Origin of the sequence: Mitsuokella jalaludinii, assembly GCF_928722185.1 — a bacterium.
Classification (GTDB): domain Bacteria; phylum Bacillota; class Negativicutes; order Selenomonadales; family Selenomonadaceae; genus Mitsuokella; species Mitsuokella jalaludinii.
Map to the genome: position 1 here is coordinate 202321 of NZ_CAKMXA010000001.1, position 14711 is coordinate 217031.

Here is a 14711-nt window from a genome sequence, read left to right on the forward strand (position 1 = left end):
TATTTTTGAGAAGGGGTGGAGCGCTATGAAACGCATCGGTCTGACGGGCGGCATCGCGAGCGGCAAGAGCACGGCCTCGGCCATCCTGCGCCGCTTCGGGGCATCCATCATCGATGCCGACGCCATCGCGCACCGGCTCATGGAGCCGGGCGGTCCGCTCTACGAGGCGTATCGCGCGCACTTCGGCGCAGGCGTCATCCGGCCGGACGGCCAGCTCGACCGCCGCCGCATCGGCCGGATTGCCTTTGCCGATCCCGCCGAGAAGCGCTGGCTCGACGCGGCGGCACATCCCGTGATCCGCGCGGCCATGCAGCAGGAACTCGCAGAGGCCGAGGCAGCAGGGGAGCCCGTCGCCGTCCTCGACATCCCGCTGCTCTTTGAGACGGGCTGGCAGGCGCATGTTGACGAAACGTGGCTCATCGACGTGCCGGAGCCCCTGCAGCTCGCACGCCTCGAGAAGCGCAATCACTACAGCCGCGAAGAGGCGCGCTTGCGCATTGCCGCGCAGATGCCGCTCACCAAGAAGCGCCAGCTGGCCGACGTCATCATCGACAACAGCGGCACCGAGCAGGATCTCGCCGAGAAGCTGCGCCGCCTCTGGCAGAGTCAGCCGGGCCAGGCCGCAGCCGATGATGGGGTTGGCAGGGAAGCGGAGACAGCAGGAAGCAGGAAAGGAAGAGACTCACGTTGAAACGATCTGATTTTCTCGAACGCGTCGAGGCGGCGCGCCGGTCGCTGCACCACAAGTACCTCTGCGCGATCGTGAGCACGGCCGTCTTTCTCGCGTTCGCGATCTACCTGACCTTCGCGTCAGAATCCTTCCAGCGCCACTACCTCTACCCGTTCCCGTACCGCGACGCCGTAGAGACGTACGCCGACCGCTACCGCGTGGACCCGTATCTGGCCATCGCCGTCATCAAGACCGAGAGCAAATTCCAGGACGACGTCCACTCGCACCGCGGCGCCATCGGCCTCATGCAGCTCATGCCCGACACAGCTGAGTGGATCGCCGGCCAGCTCGAGGACCCCGCGTACTCCGTCGAAGCCATCCACGAGCCCGAGCGCAACATCCGCTACGGCATCTGGTACCTGAGCAGCCTCCAGCACGAATTCGGCGGCAACGACGTCCTCGCCCTCGCCGCCTACAACGCCGGCCGCGGCAACGTCCAGGAGTGGATCCGCGACAACGGCTGGCCCGCTGACTTCCACGACATCGACGCCATCCCCTACCAGGAGACCCGCGAATACGTCAAAAAAGTCCTGCTGACCGAACGCAAATACCGCACCCTCTACCCGGACCTCGACGACAGAGCAAACTGAATCAAGCAGTAAAAGCAAGCGCCTTCAAGGGAAACACCCCTTGAAGGCGCTTTTTCATGCCATTTTTGTATCATCATGGATGGATTTTCAAATGCCTGTTCTATGTGTCTTGACAGTTGTAAATTGCTGTGGCATACTGAATCGGTACGAATATTAAAGGAGGCATCTTGATGATAGACCATATCTTAGGGACGCTCTACGGCATGGCTCTGGGCGATGCGATGGGCATGCCGTCGGAGCTGTTGAGCAGGTGGCGGATTCGAGAGATCTTCGGGCGGATTACGACGTTCGAAGATAGTCCGGAGGAGAATCCGGCGGCGATTGATATGACGAAGGGGCAGTTCACGGATGACACGGCACAGGCGCTTGTCATCCTGGATTCGCTCAGGGAGAACGACTTTGTGCCGGACAAGCAGATCATTGCCAAGAATCTGATTCAGTGGGCGCTTGACACGGATGCATTCTCGAAGAACATCCTGGGCCCGAGCTCGAAGGCCGCACTTCATGCGATTCAGGCAGGCGAGGACCCGGGGCCGCATACGGTGAAGGCCATCACGAATGGTGCAGCGATGCGCATTGCGCCGGTTGGCTGTCTGTTCAAGAGCACGGACCTGCCCAAGCTGGCCAAGTTTGTCCTCGGCGTCAGTGAAGCGACGCACAAGACGGACGTGGCACTCGGCAGTGCCGGCATGGTGGCTGCTGCCGTCAGTGCAGCGGTGGAAGATCAGTCATGGGATGCAATCATGCAGGCTGCCTCAGATGGCTATGATCTGACGGCGGCCTATGGTGCAGAGACGTATAGCGCCTCGCCGAAAGCTCGCCTGCAGGTGGCCATGGAACTGGCCAAGCGCCATGCGGATGATGAAGAAGCGTTCTCACTGAGCATCTATGAGACCGTCGGCACGACGACTTTGGCAAGCGAAGCGGTACCGGCTGCACTTGGTATGGCTTATTACTACCGCGACCCGGAGGTGTGCAGCCTGGCATGTGCGAACCTCGGCGGCGATACGGATACAATCGGCGCGATGGCTGTCGCGATTTGCGGGGCCAAGGCCGGTGCCTCGGGCATCCCATCAGAGCGCATTGCGGTGCTCGACAAGAACAATTCGGTCGATTTCCACGCCTATGCGGACAGCCTGCTGCGCCATCGCGGCCATGTGGGCTGAGCCGGTTACGTTTGACGGCTGTATTCTTGTATGATAGAGAACAGGAGGTTTTCTCATGGATTCCGAAAAAGAAACAACGTTCCTGCCGCCGGAAGAGCGCACGGACCGGCCTGGCAGCTTGTTCTTCCTCTACTGCGCGGCTAATATCGGTATTCTCGGTCTGGTATACGGTGCCATCATCGTCGGCTTTCATCTGAGCTTTTTTCAGGCCATCCTTGTCACGGTCCTCGGTTCTTTCTCCTTTGGCCTTGTCGGCCTCATGAGTCTGGCTGGACGTGATACGGGGACAGTTACCTTTGTCCTGTCCCGTGCAGCGTTCGGCTTCAAGGGCAATCTGATCCCAGCCATTGCAGCACTCGTCTCGCATGCAGGCTGGCTGTCCATCAACGTCTGTACAGGAACCTTGACCGTCCTGGCGCTCTTCGTGACCTGTGGTCTTGTGAATTCGGCCTTGACCATGGCCATCGCCCTGGCGATTTTTGTTGCCCTTGTCCTTGTATCGGTGCTGTTCAGCCATGAGATGCTGATTCGCATGCAGACCATCTGCACCTATCTGTTCGGCTTTTTGACACTGGTCATTCTCGTGATCATCATTCCTCAGACAGACTGGGCCAGGCTCGCGGCGATGCCGAGCGGTGACTGGCTCGGCAATTTCCTGCCGGCACTGGCTTTCGTCGCAGCTGGTACGGGCATCGGCTGGACGAGCTATGCCGCAGACTACAGTTGCCACCAGGACCCGAAGAATTCGCGCAGCAAGGTTGCCTGGGCCGTCACGCTCGGCGGTGCCATCCCGCTGATCCTCATGCTGGGCGTCGGCATCCTGCTCTCGACGCAGGTACCGGACCTCGCGCAATCGGCCAATCCGATTGAAGTCATCAAGGGCGCGCTGCCGACGAATCTCGCTATCATCTACTACATCACAGCAATCGGCGGACTGACGCCGCAGTGCTTCCTCGGCCTCAAATCCTCGAAGCTCGTCCTCAAGGCCGCACACCTCATCTGGGATGATAAGATGATTCTCGTGTTCCAGACAATTATCGTCACGGTCATCCCGGCCATCATCCTCTTCATTGCGCAGGATTTCCAGGGAACGCTGGAAGGCTTCCTCGGTATCATCGGCAAGCTGCTGGCCGCCTGGTCGTCCATCTTTCTCGTCGATTATCTGATGCTGCGTTGGAAGCAGGGCTACAGCAAAGAGCTGCTGACAAATCCGGCTTACAACAGTATCAACTATAATGGCGTCATCAGCTGGATTGTCGGCTTTGTCGTCGGCATGCTGTTCTCGAAGACCTTCATCTTCACCGGCCCGTTTGCGACAGGCATCTTTGCGGGAAACAGCCTCAATGTCCTGCTGACGCTTGTCGTCAGCGGCGGCCTTTACTTCATCCTGACGCTCTGCCATCCGCAGAATAGAGCAGCGTAACGAAAGGCGGTATTGCGATGGAAGGGAAACAACCTAAACGTATTTTGGTCTTGGGCTCGGCTGTCATCGATGTCGTCATCGATATCGAGCGCTTGCCCCGGGCGGGAGAAGACATCCCCGGCATCCAGAAGGGCATGATTGTCGGCGGCTGCGCGTTTAACGTTTCGAAAATCCTGGACGGCCTGCAGATGCCGCATGATCTCTGTGTTCCCGTGGGGCAGGGCATGTACGCGGACCGCATTCGGCAGGCGTTGCAGCAGGGTGGCCATGATGTCTTGATCGAAGATGACCGCTGTGACAATGGCTACAGCCTGTCCCTCGTCGAGAAAGACGGGGAACGCACTTTCATTTCAATCGATGGTATCGAGACGAAGTGGCAGGATGCCTGGTTGGCAGGCCTTGAGGCAGCGCGTTACGATTACATCTATGCATCCGGCTACGGCTTTCAGGATGGCAATACGAGTGGGGACGTCATCATGCGCTTCCTGCGCCGCAAGAAGCCAGACTGCCGTCTTGTCCTCGATCCGGGCCCGCGCCTCTTGGGCAAGCAGTTTGAAGAAGAGCTGTTGCAGATGGGAACCATCCTCGAGATGAATCAGGCAGAAGCAAAAGCCATGGGCCATGCAGATGACGTTCGTCAGGCCGCTAGGAATCTGCAGAAGCGCACCGGTCAGCCTGTCATCGTCACAATGGGCAGGGCAGGCACCATGTGCTGCACATCGGACGGAGCGGAAATCATTCCCGCCGTGCCGGTCAAAGCAATCGACACCATCGGCGCCGGTGACTCGCATACAGCGGGCTTCCTTGCTGCACTTGCGCAGGGGAAGACATTGGCAGAAGCTTGCGCAGATGCCAACCGCGTCGCAGCGCGCGTCGTACAGCATGTCGGCTGCTCGTTGCAGTGATACCGCACCCTCTACCCGGACCTCGACGACAGAGCAAACTGAATCAAGCAGTAAAAGCAAGCGCCTTCAAGGGAAACACCCCTTGAAGGCGCTTTTTGCATGATGATGCTATCTATCGGCAGGGTTTTATTAAAAAATGGCGAATAGAAATAGATGCATTGATTATGATGATATCATGAAAAACTTTGTGAGATGGATGGACAAGGCAGAGTTTACGCCTACTGGGGTGACTTTCGATATTGGCAGGACTTGTATGCAGGCCATCATGAAGTATGTTCATGGTACTGAACCATTGCATTGTGGAGGCGCATCTGAATTTGACAATGGAAATGGCTCCTTGATGAGGATTTCACCGATGGTGATTTATCTGCATCATCGATGTGGCGATTCCTTAGACTCTGAAGGGATTGCATTTTAGTTGACACTCCCCACGGCTAAATCCAGGGGGAGTGTCAAATTCGTAATGGCTGATACTACTATTGATTGTGCACTAGCGGGGGCAGGGAAATGGAACTGAAGAAAATCGAATACAAGCTGACGGTCTGCAAGGTGGCAGATGCATCCGAGATCGATATGGCCGCTAATTTTTACTTTGTCGGGAAAACGGATGAAGAAGTGTCGCTGGTGTGCAGGACAGAGGACACACCTGCAAAGACGGTAGAACGGGATGACGGGTGGAGAGGATTCCGCATTCAAGGCGTCCTTGACTTTTCGCTTATTGGCATCTTGTCGAAATTGTCCGGGATCCTTGCCGAACATGAGATCGGCATCTTTGCGATATCCACGTACAATACAGACTATATCTTGGTCAAAGAAGAAAACTTTGCGCGGGCATTGAGCGTCTTGGCTGCGGAAGGTTATCGCGTCGTATGATTTCCGGGTGTTAGGGAAATGGGGGATGCGAGCATGACAATCCATTCCTTGAAATATATCGTTGCGGTGGCCGAGGCGGGGTCCATCACGGAGGCAGCGAAAAAGCTGCATATATCCCAGCCCAGTTTGTCGGCGGCTGTGAAGGACGCAGAACGGGAAGTCGGATTCAATATATTCACGAGGAGCCGCAGCGGCATCGCTTTGACAAAAGAAGGCGTGGAATTTTTGGGTTATGCGAGACAAGTGATCCAGGAGATGCGCCTTCTGGAGGACCGGTTCATCTTGAACCAGCCGGAGAAGCAGCGCTTCTGTGTCTCGACGCAGCATTACACGTTCACGGCCAATGCCTTTGTGGAGATGGTCCAGGAGTTTGGGCGGGAGCGATTCGAGTTTATCCTCAATGAGACCCAGACCCATCAGATTTTGGAGGATGTGAAGAACCGCTTCTGCGATCTGGGCATCCTCTATCTGTGCGGCAGGAATGAAGCGTTCCTGCGGAAGACGATGGATGAGATGGGGCTGCGCTTCCAGGAACTGTTCACCGCCGCTCCGCATGCCTTCCTCCGGGCCGAGCATCCCCTGGCGGGGAGAGCATCGGTTACGCTGAAAGACCTGCAGCCATATCCGCGCTTGAATTTCCTTCAGGGGAACTATGAGTCAGCCGATTTTTCAGAGGAACCGTTCAGCACCGTGTTCGCAGAGAAGGAAATCCGTGTCAGCGATCGGGCGGCTATTGTCAACCTGATGATTGGGCTTGACGGATACACCATATCAACTGGGATCTTTCCGGAATATCTTCAGGGACGGCAGATCATTTCCGTACCGCTGGCGGAGCAGGAAACGATGCACATCGGTTATGTCCTTTGCAAGGAGCAGGGCCTGTCGTCGTTAGGGCGCATCTATGTGAATGCCTTGAAAAAATACGCTCGCGGATGAGCATAGGACAAAACTATGTAAATCCATACGAAATATGTGTTACCTATGAAATCTCGTTTTGCAGTATGATGGTATCAAGATTGCGAAAGGAGATTTTGGTATGCTTGGATATGTGTTAGCGAATTTTTTTGTATATGCCGGTGTGAATGCATTTACACCGGGACCCGGGAATATATTGGCACTGAATACCGTGACCAATTACGGATGGGGAAAGGGGAAGCCGCTCTTTTTCGGGATATTCGCGGAACACAGGGGTGTTCAAAATCCCTGCTATCATTCGATTGTATCAAATACGGACACCTTTGAGAATACAGATGAGTCTATATAGTTTGGAATGAGCTGTTTTTTAGGCAAGATAAGTTTTTAACATCCGGTCAACTACCCGCGACTGAAGTCGCGAGCTTGAGGGAATCTTTCGATACCTCAATTTGCTTAGATAGGCCAGGCTTACTGCATTCGCAGTCTTGCGAGGTACAGCAGAGGTCCGGTAATTACCAAAGCCATTAGCGTCCGCAAGTTGCCAAACGGACAAGATAGGTTTGCATCAATGCATGGATACGAGCTTTGCTTTGGCTCGCGCTAGGATGTTTTTGGCCGCATTCACGTCGCGAATGTGGTGTATCCCACATTTCGGGCAGATCCACTCGCGGTCCTTGAGCGTCAGTTTCTCTTTGCCGCTCATGATATGGCCACAAGCGTGGCAGGTTTGCGTCGTATTCCGCGGGTCGACGGTGACGAAGTTCTTGCCGTACAGTGCTGCCTTATAAGTCAGCATACTAAGGAACATCCGCCAGCCATTGTCTTGGATGCTCATAGCCAGGGCATGGTTCTTCAGCAAGTTCCGGCTCCGCAGTTCTTCTGCTGCGACCAGATCGTGGTTCTTGATCAGTGTCGCGGAAGTGCAGTGCAGGAAATCTCTGCGGCGTTGCATGACTTGTGCCGTGAGCCTGGCGACAAGCAAGCGCTGTTTCTCGACGTTCTTTGCCTCACGGAGCGGGCGATGCTCTTTCTTGGCACGGACAATCCGACGGCTCAGCTTGCGCTGTGCGTTGGCCAGCCGTCGTTTCTGCCTGCGGTAATAACGAGGATTGGCCAAAATCTCGCCATTCGAGTCGGCATAGAAGTTCTCGACGTTCAGGTCGATGCCAATCTCTGCCTTTGTTTTTGGGCTGGTTTTCACGAATGGTTCATCGGAGCCGAGTTGGAATGACGCAAAGTAGCGGTGCCGGCTGTCTTTCGTGATGGTAATCGTGCCGATGCGGACTTCCTTCATGGCAAAAAATCGGTCCAGTATTTTACGCGAACCTTGGAAGCGGATGCGCTTGAGCTTGGGAAACATCAGGTGATGCTTGTCGAGGAAGCGGGCATTGCTAGTGAACAGAGAAATCTCCGTACCCTTGCTGTAATGCGGATTCGTCTGATACGACTCGACGGACGTTTTCTTGTGGAAGTTCGGCACACCAGCATGATGGACGGCACGGAACTGCTTCCAAGCACGCTGGTAGTTCTGCCGTGCATTGGCAATGGACTGCGCATCGATATCGGGATGCCGGAGCCATGGATAGCGGTCTTTCAATGCTGTTACCGTGCGGATTCGCTCGCGCAGTGCCTCGATGCGCTTCTCGATGAAGTCGATGTAGATGCTCCGTCTGCCGAATCGTGCGATTTCCTTGTTCACAGCGACATGTTCATTGTAGACGCAGCGTGCCGCATCCGCATTGCGTCGAATCATCTCTTTCTGTTGCTGGCTGGGGTAGATGCGGACTTTCAGGCCGTAATGACAGGCATAATCCGCCATCTTCTTATGTTCCATTTTATTCGCCTCCTTCCTATTTCTATTATACAACATATGAGATTCCCTAACAAGCAATATATTGATATAATAAAAAGGAAGGAGTGTGATACACATGAAACGAAAAGAGCGCATCCCAGATGCAATCTATGAGCGTGGATACGTCTACAATTTCCACTTTCATTTGATCTGGGTGACGAAGTATCGGAACCCAGCCTTCACGACACCGGAGCTCGTGCAGGAGATGAAGGATATCTTGCTGCGCATCGCGCAGCTGAACGATGTGACCGTCGAAGAGCTGGAAGTTATGCCAGAGCATGTGCACATGCTCATCAGCTTCAAGCCAAAGTATACGCCGACAAACATCGTCAAGGCACTCAAAGGCGGCAGTGCCAGACTGTTCCTCAAAAAACATCCCGAGATCAAGCACGATAAATTCTGGGGCGGTCATATCTGGTCACGCAGCTACTATATGAGCACACTTGGCAACATGAGCAAGGAAGTAGTCGCAAAATACATCCAGAATCAGTATTCCAAGTGACTACCGTTGCGGCCATTCCTCTCCTGACTGAAGTGAGAAGATTCCTGGCCGCATTTTAACCTAAGCCGCCAGAAGTCCTCCACCTCTTAGGTGGGTGATGAAGGCGGGCATGGCGAATTTATGTAAGTAATTGAGCCATACCATTGCTCTGTAGATAGTTATGTAGTATAATCAGTCGTAGATGAGAAAGGATTGATTATACTATGAAATTGGATAGTAATAACCATTCAGTATTCTTACTCTATTACCATCTCGTTTTGGTGGTAAAGTATCGCCGCAAAGTATTCTCTGACCAAATGAGCCAATACGCTAAAGATATTTTTGTCCGCATTGGTTCATCGTATAACATAACGTTGGAGGAATGGAATCACGACCAAGACCATGTTCATATCATGTTTCGCGCTCATCCCAATACAGAACTATCAAAATTCATCAATGCTTATAAAAGTGCCAGCTCTAGGCTGATCAAAAAAGATTTTCCAGAGGTTAGGCATAAATTGTGGAAAGAAATGTTTTGGTCAAGAAGTTATTGCCTGCTGACAACAGGCGGTGCTCCTATTGAGACAACACGAAAATACATAGAACATCAAGGCAGGTGAGATTATAGTGAATAAGGCATACCGATACAGGCTCTGCCCGACAACTGAACAAAAGATTATGTTTGCCAAGACTTTCGGCTGTGCCAGATTCATCTATAACAAGATGCTTGGAGATCGTCTTGATTACTATAAGGAAACAGGCAAGAGGCTGAACAATACACCTGCACAGTACAAGAAAGAATTTCCTTGGCTGAAAGAGGTTGACAGCCTTGCTCTCGCCAATGCCCAAATAAACCTGAACAAGGCATATAACAACTTTTGGAGCAATAGGAAGCATTTTGGCAAGCCACGCTTCAAGTCGAAAAAAACAGGTCATGCTTCATATTCTACGAACAACCAACATGGCTCTGTAAGAATCGAGGGAAACAAGGTCAAACTGCCTAAAACAGGCTGGGTAAAGCTGTGTCTGCATCGTCCATTGATGGAGAATAGCACCATAAAGACTGTAACCATAAGTAAAACACCGTCCGGAAAATACTATATCAGTATTTTGGTTGAGTATGAAAACCAAATACTTTCCATCATACCGAAGAATTTTCTTGGATTGGATTTTGCTATGCACGGTCTGTATGTTGCTTCCGATGAGGACAATGCCGATTATCCAAATTTCTTACGGAAAGCCGAAAAGAGATTGGTCAAGGCACAAAGAAAACTCTCTAAGAGACAAAAAGGGAGCCGTAACAGGAATAAGCAAAGACTGCGTGTGGCTGTACTCCATGAGAAAATTGCTAATCAACGCCGTGACTTCCTGCATAAGAAAGCTCGCTATCTTGCAGACCGCTATGATGCGATTGGCATAGAGGATATTAGCGTAAAAGCCATGGCGAAGCGAAAGAAGGATGGCAAGTTCAGCTTTGGTAAATCCATATCCGACAATGGCTGGAGCATGTTCACAAGTATGCTGGAATACAAACTTGCATGGCAGGGTAAGCAACTTATCAAGATAGACAAACGGTATCCAAGCAGTCAGCTATGCCATGTTTGTGGCTACCAGAACAATAACACCAAAGACTTATCTGTGCGGGAATGGGATTGCCCTAAGTGTGGCAGTCATCATAACCGTGACAAGAACGCTGCAATAAACATTAGAGAAGAAGCTAGGCGAATATCTGCCTAGCGTAACTCATAAAGTACCGTGGGTCGCACGGGAATCTACGCCTGTGGAGAGAGTGTAAGTCGCCATAACTCTTCGGAGTTAGCGGTGCTGTTCTCGCCGAAGCAGGAAGCTCCCGCCTCTATAGGCGGGGGTATGTTCACTTGAAGAATCCGTACTGGCTAATGGAACAAATGGAAAAATGACAGAACTGTCCAATTTAGGGGGGCAAAATCCCCACCGAGGGGGTGCAAATGCACCCCTTTTCTTTTTCTTAAAGCCTTGTCCCGTGCGGCTTCCGAGGAATACTTGCTTAACGATAGGCAGGGGGCAAGGGGGTTCATTCGGTAGGTATGACCTGTCTTTTCAATGAAGATTAGCTTGTTTTCATAATGTATCACGCTTTCTGAAAACGCATTTGTGATCCTTTGATGAGTAGCAGGCATTACAGGAAACGCATTGGGATACAATGGTCGAATCGGCTTTCATCTTATTCGGCAGATCCGGTTCTCTGAGAAGCGGTCTGGAAAGGGAGATGAATGCGATATCTGTTTGATTCAGGACAGATTCCATCCCATCCAGGCTCCGGAAACCGCCGACTACGATGACAGGACAGCTGACCCTTTTGGCAACCTTTGCTGCGACAGGAACAAAGTATCCTTCCTTCACATGGGCTTTGATACTGCCGACAGACGGCCTGTTTCCGCTGACCTCGATAGAGTCGATGCCGGCCTGATCGAGAAGCTGGCAGATAGCCAGACATTCTGGCTCTTCTATTCCACCGTGGGTAAAATCGCTGCTGTTGATCTTGATGGTAATATGAAGCTTTGGAGCCGCCTTGCGGATGCCGTTCATAATATCCAGAAGGATATGGGAGCGGTTTTCCGTTGATCCGCCATATTCATCGGTACGATGGTTGACTGCGGGACTGATAAAACGGCTCAGGAAGAAGAAGTGGGCAGCATGGATCTGTACGCCATCAAAGCCCGCTTTTTCGGCCCGGATGGCGGCATCGATGAACTGCCGGATTACATACTGTATCTCATCGGAAGTCATATCATCTGGTTCGACTTGCATAAAGCGTCCTTTGACTTCCCGATAGTATGCTCCAAGGGCAAGCTCTGTGATAACAGGGATTCCTTCTGCGTGGATGATATCCGTCAGTTTTTTATACTGTGGAATGAGGGAGTCATCACACAGCCGCATCATGCCGCCATAGTAGTAGTCATGCAGCGCGACGCTGGTACAGCCTGTAATGATGGCACCGACTCCGCCTTTTGCCAGTTCTTTGTATATTTCGTATGCTGTTTCTGGCACGTTGCCATCGGGGTTGGCAATGCCTACCCAGGTAGCGGAGCGGATGAGGCGATTTTTTAGGGGGATATTCTTCAGGGCAGCAGATTCAAATATTTTCTTCATGATGAAACCTCTCCTTCAAAGTTGATTTTTGTGTATATGTTTATTATAATTAGATACGCAGATAAAACAAGAAGGAAGAATATTCTTTGCTACTATAAAATATATAGTAATGGATAGTTAGGGAGGTTTGCAATGGCTAAGAAACCGTTACCGAAAGAAAAAAACATTTATGAAACAGATTGTCCCATTCTCTATGCGATGAAACTGGTTGGGCAGAAGTGGAAACTTCCGATTCTGTGGTATATCGCTGATGCAGAAAATCAGACACTCCGGTACCGCGAACTGGAGAGAAAAGTCGTAGGCATTACAGCCACCATGTTGACGAAATGCCTCAGGGAACTGGAACAGGACAAGTTCATCACAAGGAAGCAGTACAGTACGGTACCGCCAACGGTTGAGTATTCACTGGCAGAACGGGGAAAGACATTGATTCCTGCACTAGAGCCATTGTATCAATGGGCTGACGTTCAAATGAAGAGAGAAAACAAAATTCAAACATCTGACAGTCCCTCATAAACAACACAGCCCATGCTTGTCTAATAGCAGATCTTTACGAATCATGAACTATGGTTTTTGATGGACAGGCCTGGAAGACGAACCGGAAGGCGGCGCCTGCTGCCGCGTCTGCTTCGTCCAGCGCATGAAGGCGACGGCTGAAAAGATGGAGGAATTAGGTTATGATTATTTCACGACGACTCTGACCGTCAGCCCCCATAAGAACTCACAGGTCATCAATGAAGTCGGTCGGGACATCGAAGACCAATACGGCTACGCTTATTTGCCGACGGATTTCAAGAAAAACAACGGCTTCCTTACATTGACGAAAATGACCGAAGCCTACCACCTCTACCGCCGGCCCTATTGCGGTTGCATTTTCGGTGCCCGCGACCAGGGCCTGGATTTGGAAAAAATTCGCCAAGATGCAGAAGCCTTTTTGGCCAAACAGGAATCGACCGTAGGGAGATAATAGCTGGAGGAAGGTAAAAAAGAACCTCTCATGACACAATGCAGATGGTCTGGCAACCACTAGATTTGCAATCTTTTGTTTTACATATTGACAAATCGAAATCTATCTCCAGCATTACCGGATCATCAACATCCTGCTGGCCCTGACTTTGCTGGAATGCATCTGGAGTATGCTGTGCGTGTGACGTTCGTATGGAGTTGGACTGAGGAGCGGACCTGTGGTACGCTATAGTCAGATGGCGGGAAACCCATCCTGTCATGAGGTCAAGATGGTGTGAATGATGAGAGGGGTAATCGTATGTTTCGCAAGATGAGACGATTTAAGCAGCAGCTTCCGGCGGAGGAATGCGTGGCGATCCTGAAGCGGGAGAAGCGCGGGGTGCTGTCGGTGCTCGGGGATGACGGGTATCCCTACGGGGTGCCGCTCGACCATTACTACGATGAGGCGAGCGGCAAGCTCTACTTCCACTGCGCGAAGGCGGGGCACAAGCTCGATGCGATCCGCGCCTGCGACAAGGTGTCGTACTGCATCACGGGCGAGGGGCGCCATGAGGACGGCGTGGAGTGGTCGCTGACATTCCGCAGCATCATCGTCTTTGGCCGCATGCGCGTGCTGGAGGACGAGGAAGCTTCGCTGCGCCTGGCGCGGCTGCTCGGCGAGAAGTTCACGGATGATGCGGCGTACCTCGACAACGAGGTAAAGCACGCCGGGCCGCGCATGCTCATGCTCGAATTGACGCCGGAGCACATCACGGGCAAGCGCGTCAATGAGTCGTGAGCCGTGATGATGTGACGCATGCCGTCGGACTGACGGACGATACGCGGCGGTTTGTGCCGTGATGGCATAACAGAGCGGATATCATGAAGGACGGGCGGCCTGCCAGATGGCGGGCCGCTTTTTGTATATAGAAAACCCCTGGTTAGACCAGGGGCTCGATAAAGCTTTAGCGATGAGTCTTTAAAGGATTTAATAAACCTCCCTTGAAGTATGAAGTTGCGGTCCGTCAACTGCAACCAATACGACAAAGGAGGTATATCGTAATGAAAGATCACGATGTACATAGTTTATCACATACAAAATGGGAGTGTAAATATCATATTGTATTTGCCCCTAAATACAGAAGAAAGGTCTTTTATGGTCAGAAGCGGTACGAGATTGGTCAAATCTTAAGGGAACTGTGTCGGTGGAAACAGGTGAACTTGTTAGAAGCCGAGGCCTGTCCTGACCACATCCATATTTTAGTTGAGGTACCGCCAAAGATTAGCGTGTCTAATTTTATGGGCTTTTTGAAGGGGAAGAGCAGTTTGATGATTTACGAGAAATGGGGGAATATGAAGTACAAATATAGAAATCGAAGCTTTTGGTGTCGAGGGTACTATGTAAGTACGGTAGGCAAGAACGAAAAGAAAATAACGGAATACATTCAGAACCAGCTGAAGGAAGATTACATGTCGGAACAGTTGGTACTGGATATGACAGACCCGTTTACGGGTAGCCGGAAATAGTAAGCGTATGACGGACCGACAAGCGCTTTTAAGCGCAGCTGGTAAGCAGAGGCCTTATAAGGCCGTAAATATAAAACCCCCGGCTATGCCGGGGGATATTTATTTGTGCGCGGGAGTTGCTGGCAATTTCTTATTCAGAAAATAAAGGATTTTCTCATATCTTGTAGAAGTA

17 protein-coding genes are annotated in these 14711 nt (G+C 51.8%); 15 read left to right on the forward strand and 2 right to left on the reverse strand.

Annotated features, from left to right (window positions below):
* The first annotated feature begins 25 nt into the window (after positions 1-25).
* From coaE to QDI87_RS01025, 8 genes are all read left to right on the forward strand, one after another.
* Positions 26-691, forward strand: a complete 666-nt coding sequence (gene coaE / locus QDI87_RS00995; protein WP_081828409.1) for a dephospho-CoA kinase — start codon at positions 26-28, stop codon at positions 689-691.
* The gene (locus QDI87_RS01000; protein ID WP_081828410.1) at positions 688-1320 is read left to right on the forward strand and encodes a lytic transglycosylase domain-containing protein; all 633 of its coding nucleotides are present in this window, start codon (positions 688-690) and stop codon (positions 1318-1320) included. Before coaE ends, QDI87_RS01000 begins: the two co-directional genes overlap by 4 nt.
* Before the next feature lie 170 nt (positions 1321-1490).
* Positions 1491-2486 carry an ADP-ribosylglycohydrolase family protein gene (locus QDI87_RS01005; protein WP_036375446.1) on the forward strand — a complete coding sequence of 332 codons (996 nt, stop codon included), beginning with the start codon at positions 1491-1493 and terminating at the stop codon, positions 2484-2486.
* Between the two features lie 55 nt (positions 2487-2541).
* Complete coding sequence (locus tag QDI87_RS01010) at positions 2542-3909, forward strand: purine-cytosine permease family protein (RefSeq protein WP_036375449.1); 1368 nt, start codon at positions 2542-2544, stop codon at positions 3907-3909.
* A 17-nt stretch (positions 3910-3926) separates the two neighbouring features.
* Entirely contained in the window at positions 3927-4814 is an 888-nt protein-coding gene (locus QDI87_RS01015) for a PfkB family carbohydrate kinase (RefSeq protein ID WP_036375452.1), read from the forward strand.
* Positions 4815-4950: 136 nt separating this feature from the next.
* Positions 4951-5232, forward strand: coding sequence for an ADP-ribosylglycohydrolase family protein (locus tag QDI87_RS11730; protein ID WP_081828411.1), 282 nt, complete (start codon positions 4951-4953; stop codon positions 5230-5232).
* Between the two features lie 89 nt (positions 5233-5321).
* Entirely contained in the window at positions 5322-5687 is a 366-nt protein-coding gene (locus QDI87_RS01020; RefSeq protein ID WP_036375455.1) for an ACT domain-containing protein, read from the forward strand.
* A gap of 33 nt (positions 5688-5720) precedes the next feature.
* On the forward strand, positions 5721-6623 hold the full coding sequence (locus tag QDI87_RS01025) for a LysR family transcriptional regulator (protein ID WP_036375457.1): 903 nt from the start codon (positions 5721-5723) through the stop codon (positions 6621-6623).
* A 544-nt stretch (positions 6624-7167) separates the two neighbouring features.
* Here the strand turns inward: QDI87_RS01025 and QDI87_RS01030 are convergent.
* Entirely contained in the window at positions 7168-8436 is a 1269-nt protein-coding gene (locus QDI87_RS01030) for an RNA-guided endonuclease InsQ/TnpB family protein (RefSeq protein ID WP_278741994.1), read from the reverse strand.
* Between the two features lie 94 nt (positions 8437-8530).
* Here QDI87_RS01030 and tnpA (QDI87_RS01035) point away from each other — a divergent pair, with 94 nt between their 5' ends.
* The 3 genes from tnpA (QDI87_RS01035) to QDI87_RS01045 all read left to right on the forward strand — a co-directional run bounded on the left by tnpA (QDI87_RS01035) (position 8531) and on the right by QDI87_RS01045 (position 10672).
* Positions 8531-8956, forward strand: coding sequence for an IS200/IS605-like element ISMmu1 family transposase (tnpA, locus tag QDI87_RS01035; protein ID WP_005839258.1), 426 nt, complete (start codon positions 8531-8533; stop codon positions 8954-8956).
* A 203-nt stretch (positions 8957-9159) separates the two neighbouring features.
* Positions 9160-9555: an IS200/IS605 family transposase gene (gene tnpA, locus QDI87_RS01040; RefSeq protein WP_036378910.1), complete on the forward strand. Its 396-nt coding sequence runs from the start codon at positions 9160-9162 to the stop codon at positions 9553-9555.
* Positions 9556-9562: 7 nt separating this feature from the next.
* A complete protein-coding gene (locus QDI87_RS01045; RefSeq protein WP_036378911.1) occupies positions 9563-10672 on the forward strand; it encodes an RNA-guided endonuclease TnpB family protein in 1110 nt (369 codons plus the stop codon).
* A 363-nt stretch (positions 10673-11035) separates the two neighbouring features.
* Here QDI87_RS01045 and QDI87_RS01050 read toward each other — a convergent pair whose 3' ends face one another.
* Complete coding sequence (locus QDI87_RS01050) at positions 11036-12067, reverse strand: NADH:flavin oxidoreductase (RefSeq protein WP_036378912.1); 1032 nt, start codon at positions 12065-12067, stop codon at positions 11036-11038.
* Positions 12068-12199: 132 nt separating this feature from the next.
* On the opposite strand from QDI87_RS01050, the gene QDI87_RS01055 reads away from it, so the two are divergent.
* The 4 genes from QDI87_RS01055 to tnpA (QDI87_RS01070) all read left to right on the forward strand — a co-directional run bounded on the left by QDI87_RS01055 (position 12200) and on the right by tnpA (QDI87_RS01070) (position 14539).
* Entirely contained in the window at positions 12200-12583 is a 384-nt protein-coding gene (locus tag QDI87_RS01055) for a winged helix-turn-helix transcriptional regulator (RefSeq protein WP_036378913.1), read from the forward strand.
* 70 nt (positions 12584-12653) lie between these two features.
* A complete protein-coding gene (locus QDI87_RS01060) occupies positions 12654-13034 on the forward strand; it encodes an epoxyqueuosine reductase QueH (protein ID WP_211248225.1) in 381 nt (126 codons plus the stop codon).
* A 297-nt stretch (positions 13035-13331) separates the two neighbouring features.
* On the forward strand, positions 13332-13811 hold the full coding sequence (locus QDI87_RS01065) for a pyridoxamine 5'-phosphate oxidase family protein (RefSeq protein ID WP_036378915.1): 480 nt from the start codon (positions 13332-13334) through the stop codon (positions 13809-13811).
* 263 nt (positions 13812-14074) lie between these two features.
* The gene (gene tnpA / locus QDI87_RS01070) at positions 14075-14539 is read left to right on the forward strand and encodes an IS200/IS605 family transposase (RefSeq protein ID WP_055161056.1); all 465 of its coding nucleotides are present in this window, start codon (positions 14075-14077) and stop codon (positions 14537-14539) included.
* The last annotated feature ends 172 nt before the right edge of the window (positions 14540-14711 follow it).

Coding starts and splice junctions, on each gene's coding strand:
- coaE (WP_081828409.1), top strand. CDS start 26: ATGAAACGCATCGGTCTGACGGGCGGCATCGCGAGCGGCAAGAGCACG.
- QDI87_RS01005 (WP_036375446.1), top strand. CDS start 1,491: ATGATAGACCATATCTTAGGGACGCTCTACGGCATGGCTCTGGGCGAT.
- QDI87_RS01010 (WP_036375449.1), top strand. CDS start 2,542: ATGGATTCCGAAAAAGAAACAACGTTCCTGCCGCCGGAAGAGCGCACG.
- QDI87_RS01015 (WP_036375452.1), top strand. CDS start 3,927: ATGGAAGGGAAACAACCTAAACGTATTTTGGTCTTGGGCTCGGCTGTC.
- QDI87_RS11730 (WP_081828411.1), top strand. CDS start 4,951: ATGGCGAATAGAAATAGATGCATTGATTATGATGATATCATGAAAAAC.
- QDI87_RS01020 (WP_036375455.1), top strand. CDS start 5,322: ATGGAACTGAAGAAAATCGAATACAAGCTGACGGTCTGCAAGGTGGCA.
- QDI87_RS01025 (WP_036375457.1), top strand. CDS start 5,721: ATGACAATCCATTCCTTGAAATATATCGTTGCGGTGGCCGAGGCGGGG.
- QDI87_RS01030 (WP_278741994.1), bottom strand. CDS start 8,436: ATGGAACATAAGAAGATGGCGGATTATGCCTGTCATTACGGCCTGAAA.
- tnpA (WP_005839258.1), top strand. CDS start 8,531: ATGAAACGAAAAGAGCGCATCCCAGATGCAATCTATGAGCGTGGATAC.
- tnpA (WP_036378910.1), top strand. CDS start 9,160: ATGAAATTGGATAGTAATAACCATTCAGTATTCTTACTCTATTACCAT.
- QDI87_RS01050 (WP_036378912.1), bottom strand. CDS start 12,067: ATGAAGAAAATATTTGAATCTGCTGCCCTGAAGAATATCCCCCTAAAA.
- QDI87_RS01055 (WP_036378913.1), top strand. CDS start 12,200: ATGGCTAAGAAACCGTTACCGAAAGAAAAAAACATTTATGAAACAGAT.
- QDI87_RS01065 (WP_036378915.1), top strand. CDS start 13,332: ATGTTTCGCAAGATGAGACGATTTAAGCAGCAGCTTCCGGCGGAGGAA.
- tnpA (WP_055161056.1), top strand. CDS start 14,075: ATGAAAGATCACGATGTACATAGTTTATCACATACAAAATGGGAGTGT.